The organism is Asanoa iriomotensis (assembly GCF_016862515.1).
In the GTDB taxonomy this organism is placed as follows: domain Bacteria; phylum Actinomycetota; class Actinomycetes; order Mycobacteriales; family Micromonosporaceae; genus Asanoa; species Asanoa iriomotensis.
Map to the genome: position 1 here is coordinate 87,846 of NZ_BONC01000017.1, position 21,975 is coordinate 109,820.

Annotated in this window: 24 protein-coding genes; 16 read left to right on the top strand and 8 right to left on the bottom strand. The window is 72.0% G+C overall.

Annotated features, from left to right (window positions below; all coding sequences use genetic code 11):
• Positions 1–2 precede the first annotated feature (2 nt).
• From Air01nite_RS14510 to Air01nite_RS14550, 9 genes are read left to right on the top strand one after another with little or no spacing between them, the layout of a single operon-like run.
• The gene (locus Air01nite_RS14510; protein ID WP_203702737.1) at positions 3–818 is read left to right on the top strand and encodes an IclR family transcriptional regulator; all 816 of its coding nucleotides are present in this window, start codon (positions 3–5) and stop codon (positions 816–818) included.
• Entirely contained in the window at positions 815–1,480 is a 666-nt protein-coding gene (locus Air01nite_RS14515) for a cobalamin B12-binding domain-containing protein (RefSeq protein WP_203702738.1), read from the top strand. Before Air01nite_RS14510 ends, Air01nite_RS14515 begins: the two co-directional genes overlap by 4 nt.
• 11 nt (positions 1,481–1,491) lie before the next feature.
• The gene (locus Air01nite_RS14520) at positions 1,492–2,346 is read left to right on the top strand and encodes a dihydropteroate synthase (protein WP_203702740.1); all 855 of its coding nucleotides are present in this window, start codon (positions 1,492–1,494) and stop codon (positions 2,344–2,346) included.
• Complete coding sequence (locus tag Air01nite_RS14525; protein WP_203702742.1) at positions 2,343–4,172, top strand: ASKHA domain-containing protein; 1,830 nt, start codon at positions 2,343–2,345, stop codon at positions 4,170–4,172. Before Air01nite_RS14520 ends, Air01nite_RS14525 begins: the two co-directional genes overlap by 4 nt.
• Positions 4,111–4,755 carry a DUF1638 domain-containing protein gene (locus Air01nite_RS14530; RefSeq protein ID WP_203702743.1) on the top strand — a complete coding sequence of 215 codons (645 nt, stop codon included), beginning with the start codon at positions 4,111–4,113 and terminating at the stop codon, positions 4,753–4,755. The genes Air01nite_RS14525 and Air01nite_RS14530 overlap by 62 nt, the downstream gene beginning before the upstream one ends.
• Before the next feature lie 26 nt (positions 4,756–4,781).
• Positions 4,782–5,912, top strand: coding sequence for an ABC transporter substrate-binding protein (locus Air01nite_RS14535; protein ID WP_239090716.1), 1,131 nt, complete (start codon positions 4,782–4,784; stop codon positions 5,910–5,912).
• 6 nt (positions 5,913–5,918) lie between these two features.
• The gene (locus tag Air01nite_RS14540) at positions 5,919–6,767 is read left to right on the top strand and encodes an ABC transporter permease (protein WP_203702745.1); all 849 of its coding nucleotides are present in this window, start codon (positions 5,919–5,921) and stop codon (positions 6,765–6,767) included.
• A complete protein-coding gene (locus tag Air01nite_RS14545) occupies positions 6,755–7,582 on the top strand; it encodes an ABC transporter permease (protein WP_203702747.1) in 828 nt (275 codons plus the stop codon). Before Air01nite_RS14540 ends, Air01nite_RS14545 begins: the two co-directional genes overlap by 13 nt.
• On the top strand, positions 7,579–8,640 hold the full coding sequence (locus Air01nite_RS14550; protein ID WP_239090717.1) for an ABC transporter ATP-binding protein: 1,062 nt from the start codon (positions 7,579–7,581) through the stop codon (positions 8,638–8,640). Before Air01nite_RS14545 ends, Air01nite_RS14550 begins: the two co-directional genes overlap by 4 nt.
• A gap of 16 nt (positions 8,641–8,656) precedes the next feature.
• Here Air01nite_RS14550 and Air01nite_RS14555 read toward each other — a convergent pair whose 3' ends face one another.
• From Air01nite_RS14555 to Air01nite_RS14565, 3 genes are read right to left on the bottom strand one after another with little or no spacing between them, the layout of a single operon-like run.
• Positions 8,657–9,910 carry an MFS transporter gene (locus tag Air01nite_RS14555; RefSeq protein WP_203702749.1) on the bottom strand — a complete coding sequence of 418 codons (1,254 nt, stop codon included), beginning with the start codon at positions 9,908–9,910 and terminating at the stop codon, positions 8,657–8,659.
• Positions 9,853–10,497 carry a class I SAM-dependent methyltransferase gene (locus tag Air01nite_RS14560; RefSeq protein WP_203702751.1) on the bottom strand — a complete coding sequence of 215 codons (645 nt, stop codon included), beginning with the start codon at positions 10,495–10,497 and terminating at the stop codon, positions 9,853–9,855. Before Air01nite_RS14560 ends, Air01nite_RS14555 begins: the two co-directional genes overlap by 58 nt.
• Before the next feature lie 3 nt (positions 10,498–10,500).
• The gene (locus Air01nite_RS14565) at positions 10,501–10,716 is read right to left on the bottom strand and encodes a 2TM domain-containing protein (RefSeq protein ID WP_203702753.1); all 216 of its coding nucleotides are present in this window, start codon (positions 10,714–10,716) and stop codon (positions 10,501–10,503) included.
• 104 nt (positions 10,717–10,820) lie between these two features.
• Here Air01nite_RS14565 and Air01nite_RS14570 point away from each other — a divergent pair, with 104 nt between their 5' ends.
• A complete protein-coding gene (locus tag Air01nite_RS14570; RefSeq protein WP_203702755.1) occupies positions 10,821–12,086 on the top strand; it encodes an MFS transporter in 1,266 nt (421 codons plus the stop codon).
• Here Air01nite_RS14570 and Air01nite_RS41575 read toward each other — a convergent pair.
• Both Air01nite_RS41575 and Air01nite_RS41580 read right to left on the bottom strand, forming a co-directional pair.
• The gene (locus tag Air01nite_RS41575) at positions 12,081–13,025 is read right to left on the bottom strand and encodes a hypothetical protein (protein WP_203702757.1); all 945 of its coding nucleotides are present in this window, start codon (positions 13,023–13,025) and stop codon (positions 12,081–12,083) included. The two genes, Air01nite_RS14570 and Air01nite_RS41575, sit on opposite strands and share 6 nt — an antisense overlap.
• Complete coding sequence (locus tag Air01nite_RS41580; RefSeq protein WP_275408201.1) at positions 13,022–13,327, bottom strand: PadR family transcriptional regulator; 306 nt, start codon at positions 13,325–13,327, stop codon at positions 13,022–13,024. The genes Air01nite_RS41575 and Air01nite_RS41580 overlap by 4 nt, the downstream gene beginning before the upstream one ends.
• A gap of 52 nt (positions 13,328–13,379) precedes the next feature.
• Here Air01nite_RS41580 and Air01nite_RS14585 point away from each other — a divergent pair, with 52 nt between their 5' ends.
• On the top strand, positions 13,380–14,306 hold the full coding sequence (locus Air01nite_RS14585) for an aldo/keto reductase (RefSeq protein ID WP_203702759.1): 927 nt from the start codon (positions 13,380–13,382) through the stop codon (positions 14,304–14,306).
• A 5-nt stretch (positions 14,307–14,311) separates the two neighbouring features.
• On the opposite strand, the gene Air01nite_RS14590 is transcribed toward Air01nite_RS14585, so the two are convergent.
• Complete coding sequence (locus tag Air01nite_RS14590; RefSeq protein WP_203702760.1) at positions 14,312–14,968, bottom strand: response regulator; 657 nt, start codon at positions 14,966–14,968, stop codon at positions 14,312–14,314.
• Positions 14,965–16,299 (bottom strand): sensor histidine kinase, encoded by a 1,335-nt coding sequence (locus Air01nite_RS14595; protein ID WP_203702762.1) that lies wholly within the window; start codon positions 16,297–16,299, stop codon positions 14,965–14,967. The genes Air01nite_RS14590 and Air01nite_RS14595 overlap by 4 nt, the downstream gene beginning before the upstream one ends.
• A 130-nt stretch (positions 16,300–16,429) precedes the next feature.
• On the opposite strand from Air01nite_RS14595, the gene Air01nite_RS14600 reads away from it, so the two are divergent.
• The 4 genes from Air01nite_RS14600 to Air01nite_RS14615 are packed head-to-tail and all read left to right on the top strand — an operon-like array spanning position 16,430 to position 19,963.
• Positions 16,430–17,002 (top strand): hypothetical protein, encoded by a 573-nt coding sequence (locus tag Air01nite_RS14600; RefSeq protein ID WP_203702763.1) that lies wholly within the window; start codon positions 16,430–16,432, stop codon positions 17,000–17,002.
• Positions 16,999–18,099, top strand: coding sequence for an efflux RND transporter periplasmic adaptor subunit (locus Air01nite_RS14605; protein ID WP_203702764.1), 1,101 nt, complete (start codon positions 16,999–17,001; stop codon positions 18,097–18,099). The genes Air01nite_RS14600 and Air01nite_RS14605 overlap by 4 nt, the downstream gene beginning before the upstream one ends.
• Complete coding sequence (locus Air01nite_RS14610) at positions 18,096–18,782, top strand: ABC transporter ATP-binding protein (RefSeq protein WP_203702766.1); 687 nt, start codon at positions 18,096–18,098, stop codon at positions 18,780–18,782. Before Air01nite_RS14605 ends, Air01nite_RS14610 begins: the two co-directional genes overlap by 4 nt.
• Positions 18,779–19,963, top strand: a complete 1,185-nt coding sequence (locus tag Air01nite_RS14615; protein ID WP_203702767.1) for an ABC transporter permease — start codon at positions 18,779–18,781, stop codon at positions 19,961–19,963. Before Air01nite_RS14610 ends, Air01nite_RS14615 begins: the two co-directional genes overlap by 4 nt.
• Positions 19,964–19,973: 10 nt before the next feature.
• Here Air01nite_RS14615 and Air01nite_RS14620 read toward each other — a convergent pair whose 3' ends face one another.
• Complete coding sequence (locus Air01nite_RS14620) at positions 19,974–20,606, bottom strand: TetR/AcrR family transcriptional regulator (RefSeq protein WP_203702768.1); 633 nt, start codon at positions 20,604–20,606, stop codon at positions 19,974–19,976.
• Positions 20,607–20,672: 66 nt separating this feature from the next.
• Here Air01nite_RS14620 and Air01nite_RS14625 point away from each other — a divergent pair, with 66 nt between their 5' ends.
• The gene (locus tag Air01nite_RS14625) at positions 20,673–21,950 is read left to right on the top strand and encodes a glycosyltransferase (protein ID WP_203702769.1); all 1,278 of its coding nucleotides are present in this window, start codon (positions 20,673–20,675) and stop codon (positions 21,948–21,950) included.
• Positions 21,951–21,975: the final 25 nt, after the last annotated feature.

The window sequence follows — 21,975 nt, forward strand, 5'->3', positions numbered from 1 at the left end:
AATTGAAACTGGAGTTCTACGATGTGGAACTCCCGAGGGAGTCCATCGTGGTCAACCAGCAGACCGGCACGCAGGCGGTCGATCGGGCCGCCGAGCTGCTGACGCATGTGGTCGAGGCGGCCGGGCCGCGCACGTTCACCTCGCTCGTCGAGGAGACCGGCCTGGCGAAGTCGACCGTGTCCCGGCTCCTGCAGGCGCTCGAACGCCACCGCCTCGTCCAGCGGGACCGCAGCGGCGTGTTCCGTCCGGGCGCGGTGTTCGCCGTGTACGCGGCCCGGCAGGGCGTCGGCAGCGACCTCGTCGAGCTGAGCACGCCGACCCTGCAACGGATCGGCGCGCGCACCGGCGAGACCGTCAACCTCGCGGTGCCCCGCGGCGACGCGGTCGTCCAGGTCGCGCAGGTCGACAGCGTGCACCTGCTCGGCACCACCAACTGGGTCGGTCTGAGCGTGCCCGCGCACTGCTCGGCGCTCGGCAAGGTCTTCTACGCCTTCCGGACCCTTCCCCTCCCGACCGGCACGCTGGAACGCCGCACGCCGAGCACGATCACCAGCCGCACGGAGCTGGAGCGCGATCTCGCGACGGTGGTCCGGCGTGGATACGCGGTCGCCCGCGAGGAGCTGGAGCCCGGTCTGGTGGCCGTGGCCAGCCCGGTCCGCGCGCGGGACGGCAGCGTGGTCGCGGCGATCTCCGTCTCCGGCCCCACCGCCCGCATCACCGACCGCCGGGCGGAGCAGATCGGCACGCTGCTCGCCACCGAGGCGGCGTCGCTGTCATCGATCCTCGGCCACACCGCTCGAACGGAGGGCGCCGCATGACTCCCGAGGAGATCCTCAAGGGCCTGTACGACCAGACCCTGGTGGGCAACGCGCCAGCGGTCCTCGACCTCACCAACGCCGGTCTCGACGCCGGGATGACCCCGGAGACCCTGCTCTTCGACGCGCTCATCCCGTCGCTGGAGGAGGTCGGCGCGCGGTTCGAGCGTGGTGACTTCTTCGTGCCCGAGATGCTCATCGCGGGCCGGGCCATGGCCGGCGCCCTGGAACGGCTGCGCCCGCTGCTCGCCGAAACCGGGGTGGCGACGCTCGGCACGTTCGTCATGGGCACCGTCAAGGGCGACGTCCACGACATCGGCAAGAACCTGGTCAACATCATGTTGGAGGGCGCCGGGTTCCACGTGATCGACCTCGGCGTCCAGGTCTCGCCGGAGAAGTTCGTCGACGCGATCCGGGAGCACAAGCCCGACATCGTGGGCTTCTCGGCGTTCCTCACCACCACGATGCCGATGTTCAAGGCCAACATCAACGCGCTGGTCAAGGCCGGCCTCCGCGACCAGGTGATCGTCATGGTCGGCGGCGCACCGGTCACACAGGAGTACGCCGACGCGGTCGGCGCCGACGGATACGCCGCCGACGCGTCCACCGCCGTCAAGAAGGCCAAGGACCTGATGCAACGCCGGCGGGTCATGGCCGGGACATAAGGAGGGGCACCGTGCACACCGTCCTTCGGTCCGCGTCGAAGACCGTGGTTATCGGCTCCGACCAGCCGTTCTGCGTCATCGGCGAACGGATCAACCCCACCGGGCGCCGGATCTTCCAGGATCAGTTGCGGGCCGGCGACCTCTCCCGGATCGAGGTGGACGTCGCCGAGCAGGTGGCTGGGGGAGCCATGGTGCTCGACGTCAACATGGGTGTCCCGCTGGTCGACGAGGCCGATCTGCTCGCGCGGGCGGTCCGCCTGGTGCAGGGCATGACCGATCTGCCGCTGTGCATCGACTCGTCGGTCGTCGAGGCGCTGGACGCCGGCCTGGCCGCCTACGAGGGCAAGGCCCTGGTCAACTCGGTGACCGCGGAGGACGAACGGCTCCAGGCGATCCTGCCCCTGGTCAAGCGCTACGGCGCCGCGGTCGTCGCACTGCCCAACGACGAGGAGGAGATCCCGGAGGACCCGGCCCGCCGGCTGGAACTTGCCCGCAAGGTCGTCGACGTGGCGACCGGCCGCTACGGCATCGCGATCGAGGACATCGTCATCGACCCGCTCGCCATGCCGGTCGGCGCCGACACCTCGCTCGTCATGAAGACGCTCGAGACCATCGCGCTGATCAAGGACGAGCTCGGTGTGAACATGACGCTGGGCGCGTCCAACGTGTCCTTCGGCATGCCGCAGCGGCACGCGTTGGGCGCCGCGTTCCTGCCCATGGCGATGAGCGCCGGGCTCACGAGCGCGATCATGGATGCGCGTACGCCCCAGATCGTGGACGCCGTCAAGGCGGCCGACCTGCTGCTCGGCAACGACGAGTGGGGCGCGAGCTGGATCTCGATGTTCCGGGCCAGGCAAGGCCCATGACTGATCTGGTCAGCCACGACGGTCACGGCCGGGTGCGGGTGCACTTCACCCCCGCGGCCCGGGACATCCGCGTGCCGCCCGGCGTGACCGTCTTCGACGCCGCGAGCTGGAACGGCATCGCCATCGACTCCACCTGCGGCGGCCACGGCACGTGCCGCAAGTGTCTGGTGCGCGTGGACGACGGCACGATCCCGGTGTCCACGTTGGACGTCCGTGCCTTCGGTGCCGACCAGCTCCGGGAGGGCTGGCGACTCGCCTGCCGGGCGCACGTCACCGAGAACCTGCGGGTCGAGGTGCCACCGCTGGTCACCCGCCCGAAGGCCGCGACAGTCGGGGTGGGACGGCAGGTGATCCTCCGGCCGGCCATCCAGAAGCGATACCTGGAGCTGACCGAGCCGACGCTCGCCGACCAGACGCCCGACCTGCAGCGGGTGCTCGGCGCGATCGACGATCTCGAGCCGCGGGCGGACCTGGCGGTGCTGCGCGGCCTCGGCGCGACCCTGCGGTCCAGCGACTACAAGGTGACGGCGGTGATCGTCGACGAGGTGCTCGTCGCCGTCGAGGCCGGCGACACCACGAGCCGGTGCTTCGGCATCGCGTACGACCTGGGCACCACCACCGTGGTCGCGAACCTGCTCGACGTCAGCACCGGGACCCCCGTGGCCGTGCGCTCGGCGCTCAACGCCCAGCAGCCGTTCGGCGGCGACGTGATCACCCGGATCAGCGCGACGATGCTCGACCCCGCGGCACTGGACCGGCTGCGCGCGCTGGCACACGAGACGCTCGACGAGCTCACCCGCGAGGTGTGCGCCGACGCCGGGGTCGAGCCGCACGAGATCTACGAGGTGGCACTGGCCGGCAACGCCACCATGGTGCACATCGCGCTGGGCATCGACCCGGAGCCGCTCGGCGTGGCGCCGTTCGTCATGTCGACCCGGGCGTTCCCCGAGATCATGGCCACCGACCTGGGGGTACGGGTGCACCCGCGGGCCAGGGCGGTGGTGTTTCCGTCGCTCGGCGCCTACGTCGGCGGTGACATCGTCGCCGGGCTGCTCGCCTCCGGCATGGACCGCGACCGGCGGATGCGGCTGTTCATCGACATCGGCACCAACTGCGAGATCGTGCTGGGCGACGCCGACCGGCTCGTGGCGACCGCGGCGCCGGCCGGTCCGGCGTTCGAAGGCGCGTCGATCCGGTGCGGCATGCGCGCCGCCGACGGCGCGATCGAGGTGGTCCGCATCCGCGACGGCGCGCTCGAGCTCGGGGTGATCGGCGACGCGGAGCCGGCCGGGCTGTGCGGTTCCGGCCTCGTCGACGCCGTCGCGGCGCTCGTCGACGCCGGGCTCATCGACCCGTCCGGCCGGTTCGTCTCCCCGGACGAGGCCGCCCGGGTCGCGCCGGCGCTCGCGTCGCGGTTCGCCACGTGGGACGGCGAGCGGGTCTTCGCGCTGCACGAGGACGTCGTGCTGTCCCAGCGCGACGTGCGGGCGCTGCAGTTCGCGAAGGCGGCGATCGCCACCGGATGGCAACTGTTGCTGGCGGAGCTGGGTGTCGAGCGCGGCGACATCCAGCAGGTGCTGCTGGCCGGCTCGTTCGGCAGCTACCTGTCGCCGGCGAGCGCGATCCGCATCGGGCTGGTCCCGAAGCTGCCCGTGCTGCGCGTCGTCAGCGCCGGGAACGTGGCCGGCGAGGGAGCCAAGATGGCGCTGCTGAGCCTGCGCGAGCGGGCCGGCGCCGCGACGTTGCTGGAGGAGGTCGAATACGTTGAGCTCTCCGACCGGGCCGACTTCAACGATCGCTTCGTCGATCTGCTCGCCTTCCCCTGAGGCCCGCGCGGCGGTCATCGCCTGCGGCGCCCTCGCCGCGGACGTCGAGCGGGTCGCCACGGCCCGCGGGTGGCCGGTGGACGTGCATCCGCTGCCGCCGCTGCTGCACAACCGGCCGTCGCACATCGCGCCGGCGGTGGAGACGCTCGCCGCGACGCTGCGCGGCCGCTACGCCACGGTGGCGGTCGCGTACGCCGACTGCGGCACCTACGGCGCCCTCGACGAGGTCTGCGGCCGGCTCGGGCTGCGCCGGCTGGGCGGCGCGCACTGCTACGACGTGCTTGCCGGCGCGGGCCGCATGCGTTCGTTGCTGAGTCGCGAGCCGGGCACCTACGTGCTGACCGACTTCCTGGTGCGCTCGTTCGAGCGGACCGTCGTCGCGGAGTTGGGGCTCGACCGCTGGCCGGAGCTTCGCGACGACTACTTCGGACACTACCGGCGCGTGGTCTGGCTGGCTCAACGGCCGACCGCGCGCTTGTCGGCGCTGGCCGAGGCCGCCGCCGACCGGCTCGGCCTGCCCCTGTCGGTCCTCCGCGTCGGCGACGCGGGCCTGGAGCGCGAGTTGGCGGCCCTGCTCTCTTGAATTCCACTTTGTCAGAGGAGGATTCCGTGCGAATCACGATTACCCGCAGTGGGGCCCTGGCGGCGTTGTCCGCCGTCGTGCTGGCCCTTTCCGCCTGCTCCCCACCGTCGAGCAACAACGAGGCCGCGGCGAGTGACGCCGCGAAGGCCACGAGCGCCGCGGACGTGGGTGGGATGGACAAGCTCGTCGAGGCCGCCAAGAAGGAGGGTGAGCTCAACGTCATCGCGTTGCCCCCGGACTGGGCCAACTACGGCGAGATCATCAAGGCCTTCAGCGACAAGTACGGCATCAAGGTCAACTCGGCGCAGCCCGACGCGTCCAGCCAGGACGAGATCAACGCCGCCAAGCAGTTGAAGGGTCAGGGCGGCGCACCGGACGTGTTCGACCTCGGCACGGCCGTCGCGCTGGCCAACACGTCGATGTTCGCGCCGTACAAGGTCGCCACCTGGGACGACATCCCGGCGGCGCTGAAAGAGGCCAACGGCACGTGGGTCAACGACTACGGCGGCTACATGTCGATCGGGTACGACGCAGCGAAGGTGCCGGCGCCCGCCGCCGTCGCCGACCTGCTCGGCCCCGCGTTCAAGGGGAAGGTGGCCCTCAACGGTGACCCGACGCAGGCCGGTGCCGCGTTCAACGGCGTCGTCGCGGCCGCGCTGGGCAACGGCGGTTCCGCGGACGACATCGCGAAGGGCGTCGACTTCTTCGGTTCGTTGAAGAAGGCCGGCAACTTCCTGCCGGTCGACCCGACCCCGGCGACGGTCGAGTCCGGCCAGACCCCCGTGGTCTTCGACTGGGACTACCTCAACGTGGCACAGGGCGCGAAGCTGAAGGGCAAGGTCGACTGGAAGACCGTCGTACCCGCGAACGCCGTTGTCGGCTCCTACTACGTCCAGGCCATCAGCGTCGACGCGCCGCACCCGGCCGCGGCCCGCCTGTGGCAGGAGTTCCTTTACAGCGACGAGGGTCAGAACCTGTGGCTCAAGGGCGGCGCCCGGCCGGTCCGGGCCGACGCCATGAAGACCGCGGGCACGCTCGACACCGCCGCCTTCAGCGCGCTGCCCCAGGTCACCGGCACCCCGGTCTTCCTGACCGAGGCGCAGACCAAGGCGGCCAACGACTACCTCGCCGCCAACTGGGCCAAAGTAGTCGGCTGAGCACCGATGAGCAGGCGTCGTGACCTCCTCGGGGTGGTCCCGTTCCTGGTCTTCGTGGGCATCTTCCTGATCATCCCCACCCTGGTGGTGGCGATCGGTGCCTTCCTCGACGACCAGAATCGGGTGACCCTGGACAACGTGACGGCACTGGCCGACGGCTACATCGTCCAGGCGTTCGTCCGCAGCATCGTGCTGTCCGCGGTGACCGCGGTCCTGGGTGCGGTGATCGGCGCCCTGCTCGGCTATGCCCTGGTGACCGCCCGACCGGACAGCGTCGTCCGGCGGGTGGTCACCTCGGCGTGCGGCGTGCTGGCCCAGTTCGGCGGCGTCACGCTGGCGTTCGCGTTCATGGCGACGATCGGCCTGAGCGGCTTCGTCACGCTGTTCCTGCGCGACTCGCTCGGCATCGACATCTTCGCGGGCGGCGTCTGGCTCTACGACCTGCCCGGCCTGGTGCTGGTCTACACGTACTTCCAGATTCCGTTGATGGTCATCGTGTTCCTGCCCGCGCTCGACGGCATCCGTCCACAGTGGCGGGAGGCGACGGAGAGCCTCGGCGGGTCGACGTGGCACTACTGGCGGCGGGTGGCCGGGCCGCTGCTCGCGCCGGCCTTCATCGGCTCGACGCTGTTGCTGTTCGCCAACGCGTTCTCGGCGTACGCGACGGCGGCCGCGCTGGTCAGCCAGGGCAGCCCGATCGTGCCGCTGCAGATCCGCTCCGCGCTGACCAGCGAGGTGCTGCTCGGTCGCGAGAACCTGGGCAAGGCGATGGCGCTCGGCATGGTCGTGGTCGTCGCGGTCGTCATGGCGCTCTACGCCACCCTGCAGCGGAGGACGTCGAGATGGCTGGACTAGTGCGTCGCAGGGCCCGCCGGCAGCGGGTGCTGCGCTGGGTCATCGTCACCGTCCTGTCGATCGTCTTCCTGCTGCCGCTGGTGGCGCTGCTCGAGTTCACCACCCGCGGCCCCGGCGGGACGCTGACGTGGGACACCTGGCGCGAGCTGTTCGACTTCCAGCAGCTCAGCGAGACGTACCCGGTGCTGTGGACGGGCATGAAAGCGTCCTTCTGGCTCGTGCTGCTCTCCGTGGCGCTGACGCTGGTGCTGCTCGTGCCGACCGTGGTCTGGGTGCGCCTGCGGCTCCCGCGGCTGCGCCGGCTGGTGGAGTTCGTCTGCCTCCTGCCGTTGACGATTCCGGCGATCGTCCTCGTGGTCGGCCTGGCACCGGTGTACGCCTGGGTCGTCTACTTCGTCGGCGGGTCGTCGCTGACGCTCACGTTCGCGTACACCATCCTCGCCCTGCCGTTCGCCTACCGGGCGATCGACACCGGACTGTCGGCCATCGACGTGCGGACCCTCGCCGAGGCCGCCCGCAGCCTCGGCGCCGGCTGGGCCACGGTGATGTGGCGGGTCGTGCTGCCGAACATCCGCTCCGCCGTGCTCTCCGCCGCCTTCCTCACGGTGGCGCTGGTGCTCGGCGAGTTCACCATCGCGTCGCTGCTCAACCGCGACAACGTGCAGGTCGCCATCAACCAGCTCGGCAAGAGCAGCGCCACGATCTCGTTCGCGGTGTCCCTGGCGGCGCTGGTGCTCGCCTTCGTGCTGCTGTTCCTGCTCTCCTTCGCCGGTGGCAAGCGGCGTCGATCCCGTCGGGAAAGGACCACCTCGTGACGACGACAACAGCCGTGTCCACCGGCGTGGCGGTGCGCCTGGAGAACGTCAGCCGCCGGTTCGGGGACCTGCAGGCGCTCGACGGCCTCGACCTCGACATGAGCCCGGGGGAGTTGGTCGCGTTGCTCGGGCCGTCCGGGTGCGGGAAGACGACCGCGCTGCGCATCCTGGCCGGTCTGGAGGACGCGGACTCGGGCCGGATCCTGGTCGGCGGCAAGGACATCGCCAACGTCCCGGTCAACCGCCGCGACATGGGCATGGTGTTCCAGGCGTACAGCCTGTTCCCGCACCTGACCGCGGTGGAGAACGTCGAGTTCGGGCTGCGCCTGCGCCGCCAGTCGGCGGCCGCGCGGCGCCGGCGGGCGCGCGACATGCTCGACCTCGTCGGGATCGGCACGCACGCCGACCACTATCCGCAGCAGCTCTCGGGCGGCCAGCAACAGCGGGTGGCGCTGGCGCGGGCGCTCGCGATCCAGCCGCAGGTGCTGCTCCTCGACGAGCCACTGTCGGCGCTCGACGCGAAGGTTCGCATCCAGTTGCGCGACGAGATCCGGCGCATCCAGCTGGAGGTCGGCACCACGACCCTGTTCGTCACCCACGACCAGGAGGAGGCACTCGCCCTGGCCGACCGCGTCGGGGTGATGCGCGCGGGTCGCCTGGAGCAGATCGGTTCACCGGAGGACATCTACCGCAGCCCGGCCACCGGGTTCGTCGCCGAGTTCGTGGGGCTGAGCAACCGGTTCGCGGGCCACGTCAAGGACGGCGGCGTCGAGGTGCTGGACACCCGGCTGCCACTGATGAACCCCGGCGCGGTCAGCAGCGGTCCGGCCACGGCGCTGGTGCGCCCGGAGTCGGTCGAGGTGACCGCGGACCCGGCCGGAGCGGGTCGGGTGGTCGCGGTGAGCTTCCTCGGCCCGCTCTCCCGGGTGACGGTGACGCTGCCCGACGACACGCTCGTCGTCGCCCAGGTATCCAGCGCCCGGCTGGCGGACCTGCCGCCCGGCACGGCCGTCCGGGTCACCCTCCTCCCGGTCCCGGTCGTCGTCTCGGCCGCCTAGTGGAGGAGCCGCGGCTTCAGTGGGCCGTTGCCTCGGCTGCCTTCGGTTGGGGTTCCGGGCGTACCAGTGAGCCCGGGCCCTTGCCTGCCAGGAGGCGGAAGCTCAGGCCTGCCACGACGCAGCCCGCGCCCTGCACCGTGAGCAGGGTGAGCACGTCGATGCGGTCGCCCAGGGCGCCGGCTATTCCGGCCCCGACCACGGAGGCGATCGACGCGCCCAGCCAGATCGCCGAGAACGCCCGGCCGCGCAGCCGGTCCGGGGTCTCGATCTGGAAGAGGGTCCAGATGGCGCCGACGTGGATGCCCACCGGGATGCCGACCACCACGAACAGGGCGAGGACCGGCCAGAACGTCGTGTCCCAGCGCGGGTAGTTGAAGATGATCACGTCGACCACCCCGAAGAAGGTCCAACAGGTGGTGATCAGCGGGACCGGGCGGAAGCGCGCGGTGATCCGGGTGGCCGCCAGGCTGCCGATGATGCCGCCGACCGCCTGCGCCGACATCAGCCAGCCCAGCTCCCGGCCGCCGGCGTGCAGCGCCTTCGTGACGTACACCGCGAACAGCGTGCCCATCATGCCCTCGCCCACCGACGAGACCGCGATGATGACGAAGATCGCCCGGACGATCCGGTTGTGCGCCACGGCGCGCAAGCCCTCCAGCAACTCGCGGCGGAGGTCGCGGTTGTCCGACGCCTCGGCCCGGTGGCGGCCGCGGATCAGCCCGCAGAGCACCGCCGCGACCGCGAACGTCGCGGCGTCGAGCACCGCCGCGCCGGCCAGCCCACCCGCCACCGCGATCACGCCGCCGAGCGCCGGGCCGACCAGCCGGGCCACGTTGTTGTTCAGCGCGTTCAGCGCGTTGGCGGCCGGCAGCCGGGTGGCGTCCACGAGTTGGGGCAGCAACGCGTTCTCCGCCGGTTGGAAGAACTGGGCCAGCGCCTGAGTCGCGAACGCGACCACCACCACGATCCACACGTCGTCGGCGGTACGCACCAGCAGCAGCGGCAACAGCGCGACCACCTGCAGGACATTGACCGTCACGACGACCCGGCGCCGGTCCCACCGGTCCACGTAGACCCCGGCGACCGCGCCCGCCGAGATCGTGCCGAGCAGCGAGGCGACGACGACGACGGAGACGGCGGCGGGTGAGCCGGTCAACCCCAGGACCGCCAGCGGCAGTGCCACGCTGAGGACCCAGTTGCCGGTGAGCGAGATCAGCCCGGCGGTGAAGAGGAGTGCGAAATCGCGCTCGCGTAGCGGGGCGAGGTCCATCGGCTGACTATTCCAGCCGCGGGACGACGGCAGTAGTACACGAGAGCCGGCGGCAGGTTGGCCCACTCCGTCCGCCCGACGACGACCTCGTCGAACAGGGCGGCGATGGATCGGCGCAACCGCAGCGCGGGTGGCGCCCACCGGGTGTGCACGTACGCGAACGTGGTGAACACTCCGTCGGGCGGCAGAACGGCGGCCACGGCGGACAGCACCCCGCGCTGGCGGCTCTCGGCGAACGCCGCCCACGGTAGGCCGCTGACCACGACGTCGGCCTGGCTGAGCCCGCGTCCGGCGAGCACCGCCGCCAGGTCGGTCGCGTCCGCGTTGACGACCTCGACCCCCGGATGCGACCCGGCCAACTGCAGCGCGAACCGTGGGTTGCGCTCGACCGCGATGTGCCGGCCGCGTCCACCGAGGCGCTCCTGAATCGCACCGGTGAAGGCGCCGGTGCCCGGGCCTAGCTCGACGACGACCGGGGCACCGGTCCGCGGCACCACGGCCGTCGCGGCACGCGCCAACGCCGGGCTGCTCGGGGCGACGGCACCGACACCCAACGGATCGCGTACGAACTCCAGCAGAAACGACACGGCTCAGCGCTTGGCGGTCTTCGCGATGGACGCCTTGGCCCACCAGTAGTGGATGATCAACCAGACGGCCCAGCCCAGAATCGACCACAGCGGCCAGAAGAACTGGTCCGGGGTGTAGTACCACCACACGATCACCTGGATGACGTTGGACACGAGATAACACAGGACGTGTATGCGCAGACCCCAGATCTGGGCCGTGGCGCTCGGCGTTGTTGTCATGCCCGCAAACTAGGTCGACGCGTTTGACAACCCCGGAATGGACAACCCTCGATGGGTTGACTTCCGTTCAGTAGTCGTCAAGCGGCGGTTCCTACGGTGGCCCGATGCATCAGCGCGCCTACGAGGGCCAGTGTGCGGCCGAAGCGGAACGGCACACGTCGGCGACGTCGCCCATCAGACATCCGAGGCTCACGGTGTTCGCGCTCGCGCTCGGCACCTTCGCGATCGGCACCGGCGAGTTCGGCAGCAATGGCATCATCCAACTGTTCGCGTCGGACCTTGACGTGTCGATCGCGGGAGCGACACACGCGATCACCGCGTACGCCTTCGGGGTGATCATCGGCTCGCCACTGATCACCGTGCTGGCGGCGCGGGTCAACCGGCGTGCTCTGCTCCTCGGCCTGATCGTGCTGTTCCTGGCCGGCAACGGGCTCTCGGCGGTGGCGCCGGACCTCGCCTCGCTGGTCGCCTTCCGGTTCGTCGCCGGCAGCGTGCAGGGTGCGTTCTTCGGCGCGGGCGCGGTCGTCGCGGCCTACGCGTACGGCCCGGGCCAGGGCGGCAAGGCATTCGCGACGGTGATGGGCGGACTCACCGTCGCCACCATCTTCGGGTCGCCGCTGGGCACCTTCATCGGGCAGCACGCCGGCTGGCGCGCCATGTACTGGACCGTCGTCGCCCTCGGGCTGGCCGCCGGCGTCGCTCTGGTGGCCTGGCTGCCCCGCACCGACGACCTGCGCGGCAGTTCCGTCACGAGCGAGTTGGCCGCCCTGCGGCGGTGGAACGTCTGGGTGATGGTCGCCGTCGCCGCGCTCGGTATCTCCAGCATCTTCGCCGTCTACACGTTCATCGGCCCGTTCGTCACCGACGCCGCGGTGCGGGACGCGTCGCTCATCCCGATCGCGCTGGCGGTGTTCGGCCTGGGCATGGCGGTCGGCAACTACCTGGGCGGACGCGTCGCGGACCGGTCCGAGCACCAGGGCCTGATCTGGGGGTACGGCGGCGTCCTGGTCCTGCTGGCACTGATCGGCGCGGCGGGCAACAACCTGACCGTTCTGCTGCCGTGCCTCTTCGGCGTCGGCGCGACCATGATGTTCGCGATCCCCACCATCCAGGTCCGGCTCACCGCCTTCGCGCCCGACGCACCGACCCTGATGGGCACCCTCAACCTGGCGGCTCTCAACCTGGCCAACTCACTGGGCGCGATCGGCGGCGCGCTCACCCTGAACGCGGGCTGGGGCACCCTATCGACCGTCTGGGCGGGCTTCGTCCTCACCACGGCGGGCCTGCTGCTCTACGTGCTCACCGTGGCACGCCCTTCCGTCGCGGCCTATCGTCCGGCGCACGCCGGGACGGCGGGAGGCCGCTCATAACCGATGACGTGCTTGGCTGGCGGCGTTCTTGACGAGCGGTGCCGCTTGGGTCAGGGCGATCAGCCAGCCGAGGAGGAGCAGCCAGAGGTACGGGTCCTGGAGTTCGATGCGGCTGTTGGCCAGGTTGTCGGCCGGGGTCAGGGCGGCCGGGGCCAGGTCCGGGATGAGGCCGGCCGGGCCCCACGTGGACAGCGCAAGCACGGCGTGCAGCGTCAGGAGGGCGCCGACCGTGCCGGCGCAGGACGCGGCGAGCAGCGCCGCCCGGTGGCCGGCGATCGTTGCGGCAACCCCTGCGCCGAGAGCGATCGTGAGCACCGCGAGGGCCGGGCCGGGCGGGATCGGTGGGAAGGCGAAGACCATGGCGGTCCAGGCCGCGGCAGCCCCGACACCCGCGAGTGCGCCCGCGACCAGTGTGCGGCTGCTCGCGGTGGACCGGCGGGCGGTCAGTGCGAGGAAACCGAGCAGGTAGCCCGCGAACATCACCGTGAGCACCGGCACGCCGGTGACGTCACGGCTGTCCTTGTGGGCCAGGGAGACGACGGTTTCGGCGGCCAGCGCGCCGATGAGCAGGAGGCCGCCGGCACGCACGGCCCGCGCGGCCGCATGATCGCCGACCGGGCCCAGTGGCCGCAACCGGCCGAGGCACGCGATCACCACCAGCGTGCAGACCAGGCCGACCAGACCCCACCGCAGCGGTTCGTAACCGACGTCGGCGGTGAACCACACCGTCGCGGCGACGACGCCGAGAAGCAGGGTCGGCCCCGCGGCGCGCCGCCAGACCGCCGGCAGCGTCGCGACGGCCCGCACACAGCCCAGCGTGAAACGCCAACGGTCGCCACGCAGGCTCGCGAGTTCTGCCCGCATCGCGGTGCCCCACTCCCGGCGGCCCGGCGGAAGCAGGCGCACCGCGGCGGCCAGCACGCGGTCCGGCGCGTTCACCACGCACTCCGCGGCTCGCCGGGGTGCCACACCGCACCGGCCGGGGAGGCGACCGCCAGGGCCACACCCGCCGAGGTCACCCGGTAGAGGTGCCGGGCCGGCCGGCCCGGCGGTGGGTCCGGCTCCCAGCGCGACTCCACCAGACCCCGGTCCGACAATCGCATCAGGATCGGGTAGAGGGACCCGGCCTTCAGGTCGACCTCCTGGCCCAGTTCATAGCCGTAGCGCCACTGCGACGGGTCGGCGGCAAGGGCCATGAGCACCGCCAACGTCTGCGGGGACGGGCGTCGACTGCGAGTCACCGCGTAACTCTATCCATATAGAGATTGGCCGGCAACGGGTACGGTGGCCGGCATGCGCGCTGACGAGATGGTTCCGCTCGGGCGGACCGGGCTGCGGGTCAGCCGGCTCGGTCTCGGCCTCGCCTCCATCGGCGGTCTCTTCACGCCCGTCAGCGACGCCGACGCCGCGGCCACCATCGAGCAGGCGTGGGACCTCGGCGTCCGGCTCTTCGACACGGCGCCGGTCTACGGGTACGGCCGCTCGGAAACCCGGGCCGGCCACGCCCTGCACGACCGCGACCGCGACGGCTACGTGCTCGCGACCAAGGTGGGCCGGCTGATCGAGCCCGGCGGCCCGGACACCCAACCGATCTGGGCCGATCCGCCCCCGGGCGTCGGTCCGCGGCTGGACTACACGCGCCCGGCCGTGCGCCGTTCCCTCGCCGAAAGCTTGGACAGAATGGACCTGCCGCGCGCCCACGTGCTGCACGTCCACGACCCTGACCTGGACGCCGCCACGGCGCTCGCCGAGGCGTACCCGGAGCTGGTCGCTCTGCGCGACAGCGGCGTCATCGACGCGGTCTCGATCGGCAGCAACCACGCCGACGCCGCCGCCGCGTTCGTGCGCGCCGCGCCCGCGCTCGACTGTGTGCTGATCGCCGGCCGATACACGTTGCTCGACCAGTCCGCGCTCCACGAACTGCTGCCCCTGTGCGCGGCGCGGGGCATCGCGGTGCTCGCCGCGGGCGTGTTCCAGGGCGGCCTGCTCACCGCGCCAGGAGAGCGCAGCGCGGCCCTGCGGGCGGTCTGCGCCCGCCATGACGTGCCGCTCCTGGCGGCGGCGATCCAATTCCCGTTCGGCCACCCCGCGGTGACGTCGGTGCTGGTCGGCGCCCGCTCACCGGCGGAGGTGCGGGAGAGCGTCGCGCTCCTGCGCCATCCCGTGCCGCCCGCGCTCTGGGCCGACCTCAAGGAGTCCGGGCTCGTCGCGGCGCCCTGACTCGCCTATTCGGTGGCGGCCAGACCGCACTCGTAGCCGAGGATGACCGCCTGGACCCGGTCGCGGAGGTCCAGCTTGGCCAGGACGCGGCCGAGGTGCGTCTTGACGGTGCTCTCGGACAGCACCAGGGCCACGGCGATCTCGGCGTTGGACATGCCCCGGGTGACCAGGGTGAGCACTTCGCGCTCGCGGGCGGTGAGGGCGGCGAGCCGCTCCTCGGAGACCGGCCGGGCGGGTGCCCGGGTCACGTAGTGCGCGATCAGGCGGCGCGTGACGCTCGGCGCCGCCACCGACTCGCCCGCGGCCACGACCCGGACCGCGGAGATCAGGTCGGCGGCGAGGGCGTCCTTGAGCAGGAAGCCGCTGGCACCGGCGCGCAGGCCCGCGAGCACGTACTCGTCGAGGTCGAAGGTGGTCAGGATGATGACCTTGGCGGGGTGCTGGCCCGACCGGATGCGCCGCGTGGTCTCGATGCCGTCGAGGCCTGGCATGCGTACGTCCATCAAGACCACGTCGGGCCGGGTGAGCGCCACCGCGTCGAGCGCCCGCGGGCCGTCGGCCGCCTCGCCCACCACCTCGATGTCGTCGGTCTCGTCGAGCACGAGCCGGAAGCCCGTGCGTACCAACGTCTGGTCGTCGACCAGCACCACCCGGATGGTCATCGCCGGAGCTCGACCGGGAGCGTCGCGTCGAGCAGGAAGCCGCGGTCGGGTGCGTCTCCGGTCTCCAACGTGCCGCCGAGCATGGCGACGCGTTCGGCGATGCCGCGCAGGCCGTTGCCACACCCGTCCACGCCCTCGGCCAGCCCTTTCCCGTCGTCGGTCACCTCCACCCGGAGGAACTCCGGGTCGAACTCCAGCCGCACCCACGCACCCGCGTCCGGGCCCGCGTGCTTGAGCGTGTTGGTCAGGGCTTCCTGCACGATCCGGTACGCGGACAGGTCGACCGCCGCCGGCATGACCGCGGGCGCACCCTCGATCCGCAGGTCGATCCGCATGCCCGTCGACCGCAGCTGATCGACCAGTCCGGGGATCGCGTCGATGCCCGGCAGCGGCGCGAGCCGGGCGTCCTCGGCCGACTCGGTGCGGCCGGCGGCGAGGAGCCGGCGCATCTCGGCCAGCGACGACCGCCCGACCTCGATCACGTGCTGCAAGGCCGTGGCCGTGCGATCCGGATGCCGGTCGAGCGCCGCGGCGGCGCCCTGCGCCTGCACGACCATCACCGACATGCCGTGCGCCACCACGTCGTGCAGTTCCCGCGTGATGCGGGCCCGCTCGGCCGCGACCGCGAGCGCCGTCGACTGGCGTTCCTGCCGGGCCAGGTCGGCGGTGCGCTGCTCGACGGCGAGCAGGTGAGCGCGCCGGGTCCGCATGCCGTCGCCGACGGCGTACGCCGCGACCAGCAGAAGCCACATCTCCAGGACGGCCTGGCCCGTGTCGACCAGCGCCTCGACGGGGATGTTCGCGATCGTGTCGGTCACCGTCGGCGTGCCCTCGCGTGCCACCGGCTGGGCCTTCACGCCGTTCAACTCTGCCCGTTTCTCCGCCACTGCGGCCTTCTGGACGTGCATGACGTCGAGCCGGCTGCCCAACATCGCGAAGTAGGCCAGGATCATGGTCAGCGCCAGGGCGCCGACCACGTAACGCCGCCTGCGGCTCACGCTGGCCACCGTGTACATCACCAGCGGGAGGGCCAGGTCGAGCAACTGGAACTTGGTCTGCAGGAGAAGGTGACCGAGGGTCCCCGTCGCCGTGAGGACGAGCGCCACGGCGGCGTTCTGCCGCCTGATCACCACGCCCGCGAGCGCCAGCCCGGTGCACACCCACCAGACCTGGTCCGCCGGAATGCCCGTACGCGTCAGGAATCCGGTCGGGTCGCCGGGCTTCGTCGGGGAGAGCAGTCCGGTCACGAGACCCGGCCCCAGGGTCGCGGCCAGCAGCGCCAGCGCGAGGGCGGCGTCCGTCAGCAACTGGCGTGGCACGGGCCTGGACACAGCTCTCATCGTAGGAACGGCGGGCGCCGATGCCGTCAGACCCAGGTACTACATCGGCCGCACTACCCGCGATCGAAGCCGGGACCGCGGTCCGACGAGATCATCCGCGGCCGGCGACCACCCTGTGGGCATGACGCGATCCAGGTCCATCGTGCTCTTCGTGCTGTTGCTCGCGGCCGGCCTCGCCGGCTGCCAGCCCGGTCCGGCGTCCGGATCGGCGGCGCCGTCCGCCTCGCCGTCGGCGAACCGGCAGCAGTTGCTCGCCCTCGGCCAGGAGTGGGTCCAGTGCATGCGCGACAAGGGCTTGACGCGCATGCCCGACGCCCAGGTCACCGAGGACGGCTACCTCAGTTTCCCGCCCGAGGACGGCTACAACTGGAAGGAGGACGCCAGCAAACACGAGGACATCATCGAGGCGTGCAAGGCGATCGAGGACAGATACCCGCCGAACGCGTTCCGTCCCAAGCAGGCGCTCACCGCCGACGACCTGCGCAAGCTGGGGGAGTACGCCGAGTGCCTGCGCACCAACGGCATACCGGCCTGGCCGGACCCCAGCGCTGACGGCTCGTTCGACCTGCGCGGCACCACGCTGGCCAACGGCGTGCCCGGTGCTGTGATGGACAAGGCGGCCGACGCCTGCCGCAGCATCTGGAGCGGCAATGTCGCCGTCCAGGACGGCCGCAATGGTGGAGGCAAGAAATGAGCCGGCGCCGCCGCCGTGCCGGTTCGGTCCTCGCGATCGCGGTGGCCGCTCCGCTCGCCGCCGGCGTGGTCTACGCAGCGCGGTCCGAGCCGACCTCCGGCATCACGCCGACCGCCGGGATCGCGACGGGGACCGCCACGGTGACGCGGGGCACCCTGACCCAGAGCATCCAGATCGACGGCACACTCGCCTACACGGGTACGTACGCCGTGACCTACCAGGGCTTCCCCGGCGTGCTCACCGCCGTGTCCCAACCGGGCGCGACGATCGGCCGCGGCGGCATCCTTTTCCGCGTGTCGGACGCGCCGGTGCGCCTGCTGATCGGCGCGGTGCCCGTCTACCGGGACTTCGGCTCCGGCATGACCGACGGCCCCGACGTGCGCCAACTCGAGGCGAACCTGGTCGCGATGGGCTTCGACCCGAACCATCGGATCACGGTGGACCGGCACTTCAGCCCGGCCACCGCCGCGGCGATCAGGCGCTGGGAAGGATCCTGGGGACGGAAGTCGTACGAGCGGACCGGTCGGCTGAGCCAGGGACAGGTCGTCTTCCTGCCCGCGCCGCTGCGGGTCACGGACCTCCAGGTCCAGGTCGGCGCCGCGATGGAGCCGGGAGCGACTGTGGTCACCGGCACCTCGACGAACCGGGCGGTCATCGCCAACCTGGGCACGGACGCCCGCGGCAAGGTGGCCGTCGGCGACCAGGTGCGGGTCGCTCTGCCGGACAGCGACCCGGTCGAGGGGCGGGTGACCGCGATCGGCCAGGTCGCCACGGCCCCCGGCGAAGAGGGCGACGGTCCCGCGCCATCAGGCCCCGGCCCAGCCACCGTCCAGGTCACCATCACCCTCCGACTCCCACGCGGATTCACGCTCGAGGAGACACCGGTGACGGTCGACGTCACCACGGGCGCCGACAGTGACGTGCTGCTCCTGCCGATCGCGGCACTGCTCGCGCGCCCGGGCGGCGGCTACCAGGTCCGGCTGGCCGGTGGCGGCGCGGTGACGGTCGAGCCGGGCCGCTTCGACGAGCTCAGCGGGCAGGTGGAGATCGTCGGCGGCCTCACCGAGGGTCAGTCCGTGGAGGTGCCGGCCTCATGACCGCGGTCCTCGAACTCGTCGACGTGTGGAAGGTCTACCCGGGCCCGCCGCCGGTCGAGTCACTGCGCGGCGTCACGTTCACCGTGCGCGGCGGCGAACTGGTCGCCGTCCTCGGGCCGTCCGGCTCCGGCAAGACCACCCTGCTGAACCTCGCCGCGGGGTTGGACCGGCCGTCGGACGGTTCGGTGCGGATCGCCGGCAGCCCCGTCGAGAAGCTGCGCGACCGGCAGCTCTCGGGGGTCCGCGCCCACCGGCTCGGCGTGGTCTTCCAACAGTTCGTCCTGCTGGACCGGCTCACCGCCATGGAGAACGTGGCGACCGGGCTGCTCTACCGGGGCGTGCCGGGTCGCGAGCGGCGCGCGGCGGCGCGGGCCGCGCTCGAACGGGTCGGGCTGGCCCACCGTGCCGATTTCCTGGCCGCGCGGCTGTCCGGTGGGGAGCGGCAGCGGGTGGCGATCGCCCGCGCGCTGGTCGGCCGGCCGGCCGTGGTGCTGGCGGACGAGCCCACCGGCAACCTGGACTCGGTCACCGGCGACGGCGTGATCGGGCTGCTGCGGGAGCTCAACGCCGACGGCACCACCATCGTGGTGATCACGCACGACGAGCGGATCGCCGCGGCCATGGACCGCCGCGTCGAGCTGCGCGACGGCCTGGTCGTCCTGGACTCGGGGAGCGCGTCGTGAGGTCCCGCCTGCGGTTGGCCGACCTGCTGCCGGTGAGCACGGTGGGCCTGCGGTCACGGCCGGGCCGGGCCGCGCTCTCGGTCCTCGGCGTCGCCATCGGCATCGCCGCGATGGTCGCGGTGCTCGGCGTGACGCAGTCGAGCCAGGCCGACGTGCTCGCCGAGATCGACCGCGTCGGCACCAACCTGCTCACCGTCGCCACCGGCAAGACCACCGGCGGCGACGAGGCCGAGCTGCCGCCGACCGCCGGGCCGGGGGTGGCGCGTACCGACGGGGTGCTCTCCGCCGCCGCGACCGCCACGCTGCCGGTGCGGGTCTACCGCAACGACCGTATCCCCAGTGGACGCACGGGCGGCCTGTCCGTGCGGGTCGCCGACCCGACCCTGCTCACGACCCTCGACGGCCGGCTGCTGCACGGCCGCTTCCTGGATTCGGCCGTGAGCGGCTACCCAGCTGTGGTGCTCGGCAACTACGCGGCGACCGTGCTCGGCATTCCCGACGTCGCCGAGCGCCCACAGGTCTACCTCGGCGGTCGCTGGTTCACCGTGATCGGGGTGCTGGCGCCGGTCGACCTGGCACCGGAGCTCGACACCGCGGCGTTCATCGGCGCGTCCGTGGCGGCGACCGAGTTCGGCTACGAGGGGAGTCCCACGCGCATCTTCGTGCGCGCGCAGACCGACCGCACCGACGAGGTGGCCGGTCTGCTGGCCCGTGCCGCGAACCCGGCGCATCCGGAGGAGGTCGCGGTGAGCCGGCCGTCCGAGGCGCTCACCGCCCGCCTGGCGGTCACCGGCGGCACCACCGTCCTCCTGCTCGGTCTCGGCGCGGTCGCGCTGCTGGTCGGTGGCATCGGCATCGCCAACGTGCTGGTCATCTCCGTGCTGGAACGGCGTGGCGAGATCGGTCTGCGCCGCGCCCTCGGCGCCACCCGCGGCCATGTCGGCGCGCAGTTCCTGGTGGAGTCCCTGCTGCTGGGCGCGGCCGGGGGCATCGCGGGGATCATGTTGGGCACGGCGGTCACGTTCGCGATGGCGGCCGCGCGGGGATGGCAGACCCTGGTGCCCGCGTACGCGGTCGGTGCCGGGCTCGTCGCAGCGCTGTTGATCGGCGGGTGTGCGGGGCTGTATCCGGCCCTGCGCGCGGCCCGCCTGTCGCCCACCGAGGCGTTGCGGACAGTGTGACGGTGTGCGCTCAGCGCAGGGCGGCGATGGCGTCGTCGAGCCATCGCGCGTACGCGTCGTGCGACCAGCCGGCCCGCAGCACCAGCTGTTCGTAGCCCTCGGGTGAGAGCAGGAACGAGAGGACGTCGGCGGCGCGCCGAGGATCGGCGATCGGCGCGCCCCGCTCGACCAGACCGGCGACGGCGGCCGCGATGTCGTTGCCACGCCGGGCGTACATGTCGTCGAGGGCGGCCATCACCTCGGGGTCGCTGTCGGCCGCCGAGACGTACGCGCGCCAGAGCGCCGCCGTGCGCTCGTTGGCGGCCACCACGAACCCGATGATGCCGGCGCGCATCGCGGCCAGGTCGGGTGTGGCGAGGATCTGTCGGCCGACCTCGCGCTCGGCGATCTGGTGCGAGCCCTCGTCACCCGTGAACGCGCGCTCGAAGGCCGCCACGAGCAGCGCCCGCTTGGGCCCGTTGGCCTGGACGGTCTCCACGGACACGCCGGCCCGGTCGGCGATGGCGGCGAGCGTCGTGCGGCCGTAGCCGTCGGCCGCGAAGCTGGCACCGGCGGCGTCCAGGATCCGGTCGCGGGTCTCGGCGGCCTGCCGGCTGCGCAGCGGCGAACGGTAGGCGCGCGGCTGTCGGGTTTCGGCGCTCAATTGACTCCAGTCGGACCGTAGTTAATCCTTCATGACACCAGCGAATCTTAGCGGAGGAGAACGTCCATGTCTTCGGTCCTGCTCTGCAGCAGCCCCGTGCACGGGCATGTGGCACCTCTGCTCGGCGTGGCGAGCCACCTCGTCGCCACCGGCCACCGGGTGCGCTTCCTGACGGGAGCCCGCTACCGCGACGCCGTCGCCGGCACCGGCGCCGACTTCCTGTCACTGCCGGCGGCGGCCGACTTCGACGACACCGCGCTCGACCGCGAGTTCCCGGCCCGGAACGACTACACCGGCCTGGACCGGCTGCGGTACGACCTCCGCGAGGTGTTCCTGCGGCCCATGCCCGAGCAGGTCGCCGCCGTCGACGCGGCCCTCGCGGCCGAGTCGACCGACGCGGTCCTGGCCGAGATGCTGTTCTTCGGCGCCGCCGCCCTGACACAGCGCCCACGGACGAGCCGGCCCACGGTGGTCAGCCTCGGCATCGTGCCGCTGAGCCTTCGTAGCCGCCACACCGCGCCGTTCGGGCTCGGCCTGCATCCCATGCCGGGGCCGGTCGGCCGGCTGCGCAACGGGTTGCTCAACGTCGCGATGGAGAAGGTCGTGTTCGGGAGCGTCCATCGGTACGCGCAGCGGGTGCACCAGGCCGCGACGGGGAGGCGCCTGTCGGGGTTCGTGCTCGACTGGCCATCGTGGACGGACGCGGTGGTGCAGTTCACGGTGCCGGGCTTCGAGTACCCGCGCCCGGACCGCGACCACCACGTGCACTTCGTCGGGCCCGTCAGCCGCGGCGGCTTCGACCAGCCGCTGCCGTCATGGTGGGGGGACCTGTCCGCCGGCCGCCCGGTCGTGCACGTCACCCAGGGGACCATCGCCAACCAGGACTACTCAGCGCTGATCCGCCCGACGATCGACGCGCTGGCCGACGACGACGTGCTCGTGGTGGTCAGCACGGGCGGCCGGCCGGTGGAGACGCTCGACGGCCCGCTGCCGGCCAACGTGCGGGTGGCCTCCTACCTGCCGTACGACCTCCTCCTGCCCTTGACCGACGTGATGGTGACCAACGGCGGCTACGGCGGGGTGCAGTTCGCGCTCCGGCACGGTGTGCCGCTGGTCGTGGCCGGCACGACCGAGGACAAGGTGGAGGTCAGCGCCCGCGTGGCCTGGTCGGGCGTGGGCGTCAACCTCAAGACCGACAACCCGACCTCGGCAGCGGTCGGCGCGGCGGTCCGGACGGTCCTGACCCACCCGGACTACCGCAAGTCGGCGGAGCGCATCGGTGCGGAGATCCTCGCGGCTCCGGGCCTCGCCGGTCTGGAGGCGGTCATCGCCACCCCGCGGTGATCAGCCGGGTTGTCAGCGCGGCGTC

Coding starts and splice junctions, on each gene's coding strand:
- Air01nite_RS14515 (WP_203702738.1), top strand. CDS start 815: ATGACTCCCGAGGAGATCCTCAAGGGCCTGTACGACCAGACCCTGGTG.
- Air01nite_RS14525 (WP_203702742.1), top strand. CDS start 2,343: ATGACTGATCTGGTCAGCCACGACGGTCACGGCCGGGTGCGGGTGCAC.
- Air01nite_RS14540 (WP_203702745.1), top strand. CDS start 5,919: ATGAGCAGGCGTCGTGACCTCCTCGGGGTGGTCCCGTTCCTGGTCTTC.
- Air01nite_RS14545 (WP_203702747.1), top strand. CDS start 6,755: ATGGCTGGACTAGTGCGTCGCAGGGCCCGCCGGCAGCGGGTGCTGCGC.
- Air01nite_RS14555 (WP_203702749.1), bottom strand. CDS start 9,910: ATGGACCTCGCCCCGCTACGCGAGCGCGATTTCGCACTCCTCTTCACC.
- Air01nite_RS14565 (WP_203702753.1), bottom strand. CDS start 10,716: ATGACAACAACGCCGAGCGCCACGGCCCAGATCTGGGGTCTGCGCATA.
- Air01nite_RS14570 (WP_203702755.1), top strand. CDS start 10,821: ATGCATCAGCGCGCCTACGAGGGCCAGTGTGCGGCCGAAGCGGAACGG.
- Air01nite_RS14585 (WP_203702759.1), top strand. CDS start 13,380: ATGCGCGCTGACGAGATGGTTCCGCTCGGGCGGACCGGGCTGCGGGTC.
- Air01nite_RS14590 (WP_203702760.1), bottom strand. CDS start 14,968: ATGACCATCCGGGTGGTGCTGGTCGACGACCAGACGTTGGTACGCACG.
- Air01nite_RS14600 (WP_203702763.1), top strand. CDS start 16,430: ATGACGCGATCCAGGTCCATCGTGCTCTTCGTGCTGTTGCTCGCGGCC.
- Air01nite_RS14605 (WP_203702764.1), top strand. CDS start 16,999: ATGAGCCGGCGCCGCCGCCGTGCCGGTTCGGTCCTCGCGATCGCGGTG.
- Air01nite_RS14610 (WP_203702766.1), top strand. CDS start 18,096: ATGACCGCGGTCCTCGAACTCGTCGACGTGTGGAAGGTCTACCCGGGC.
- Air01nite_RS14625 (WP_203702769.1), top strand. CDS start 20,673: ATGTCTTCGGTCCTGCTCTGCAGCAGCCCCGTGCACGGGCATGTGGCA.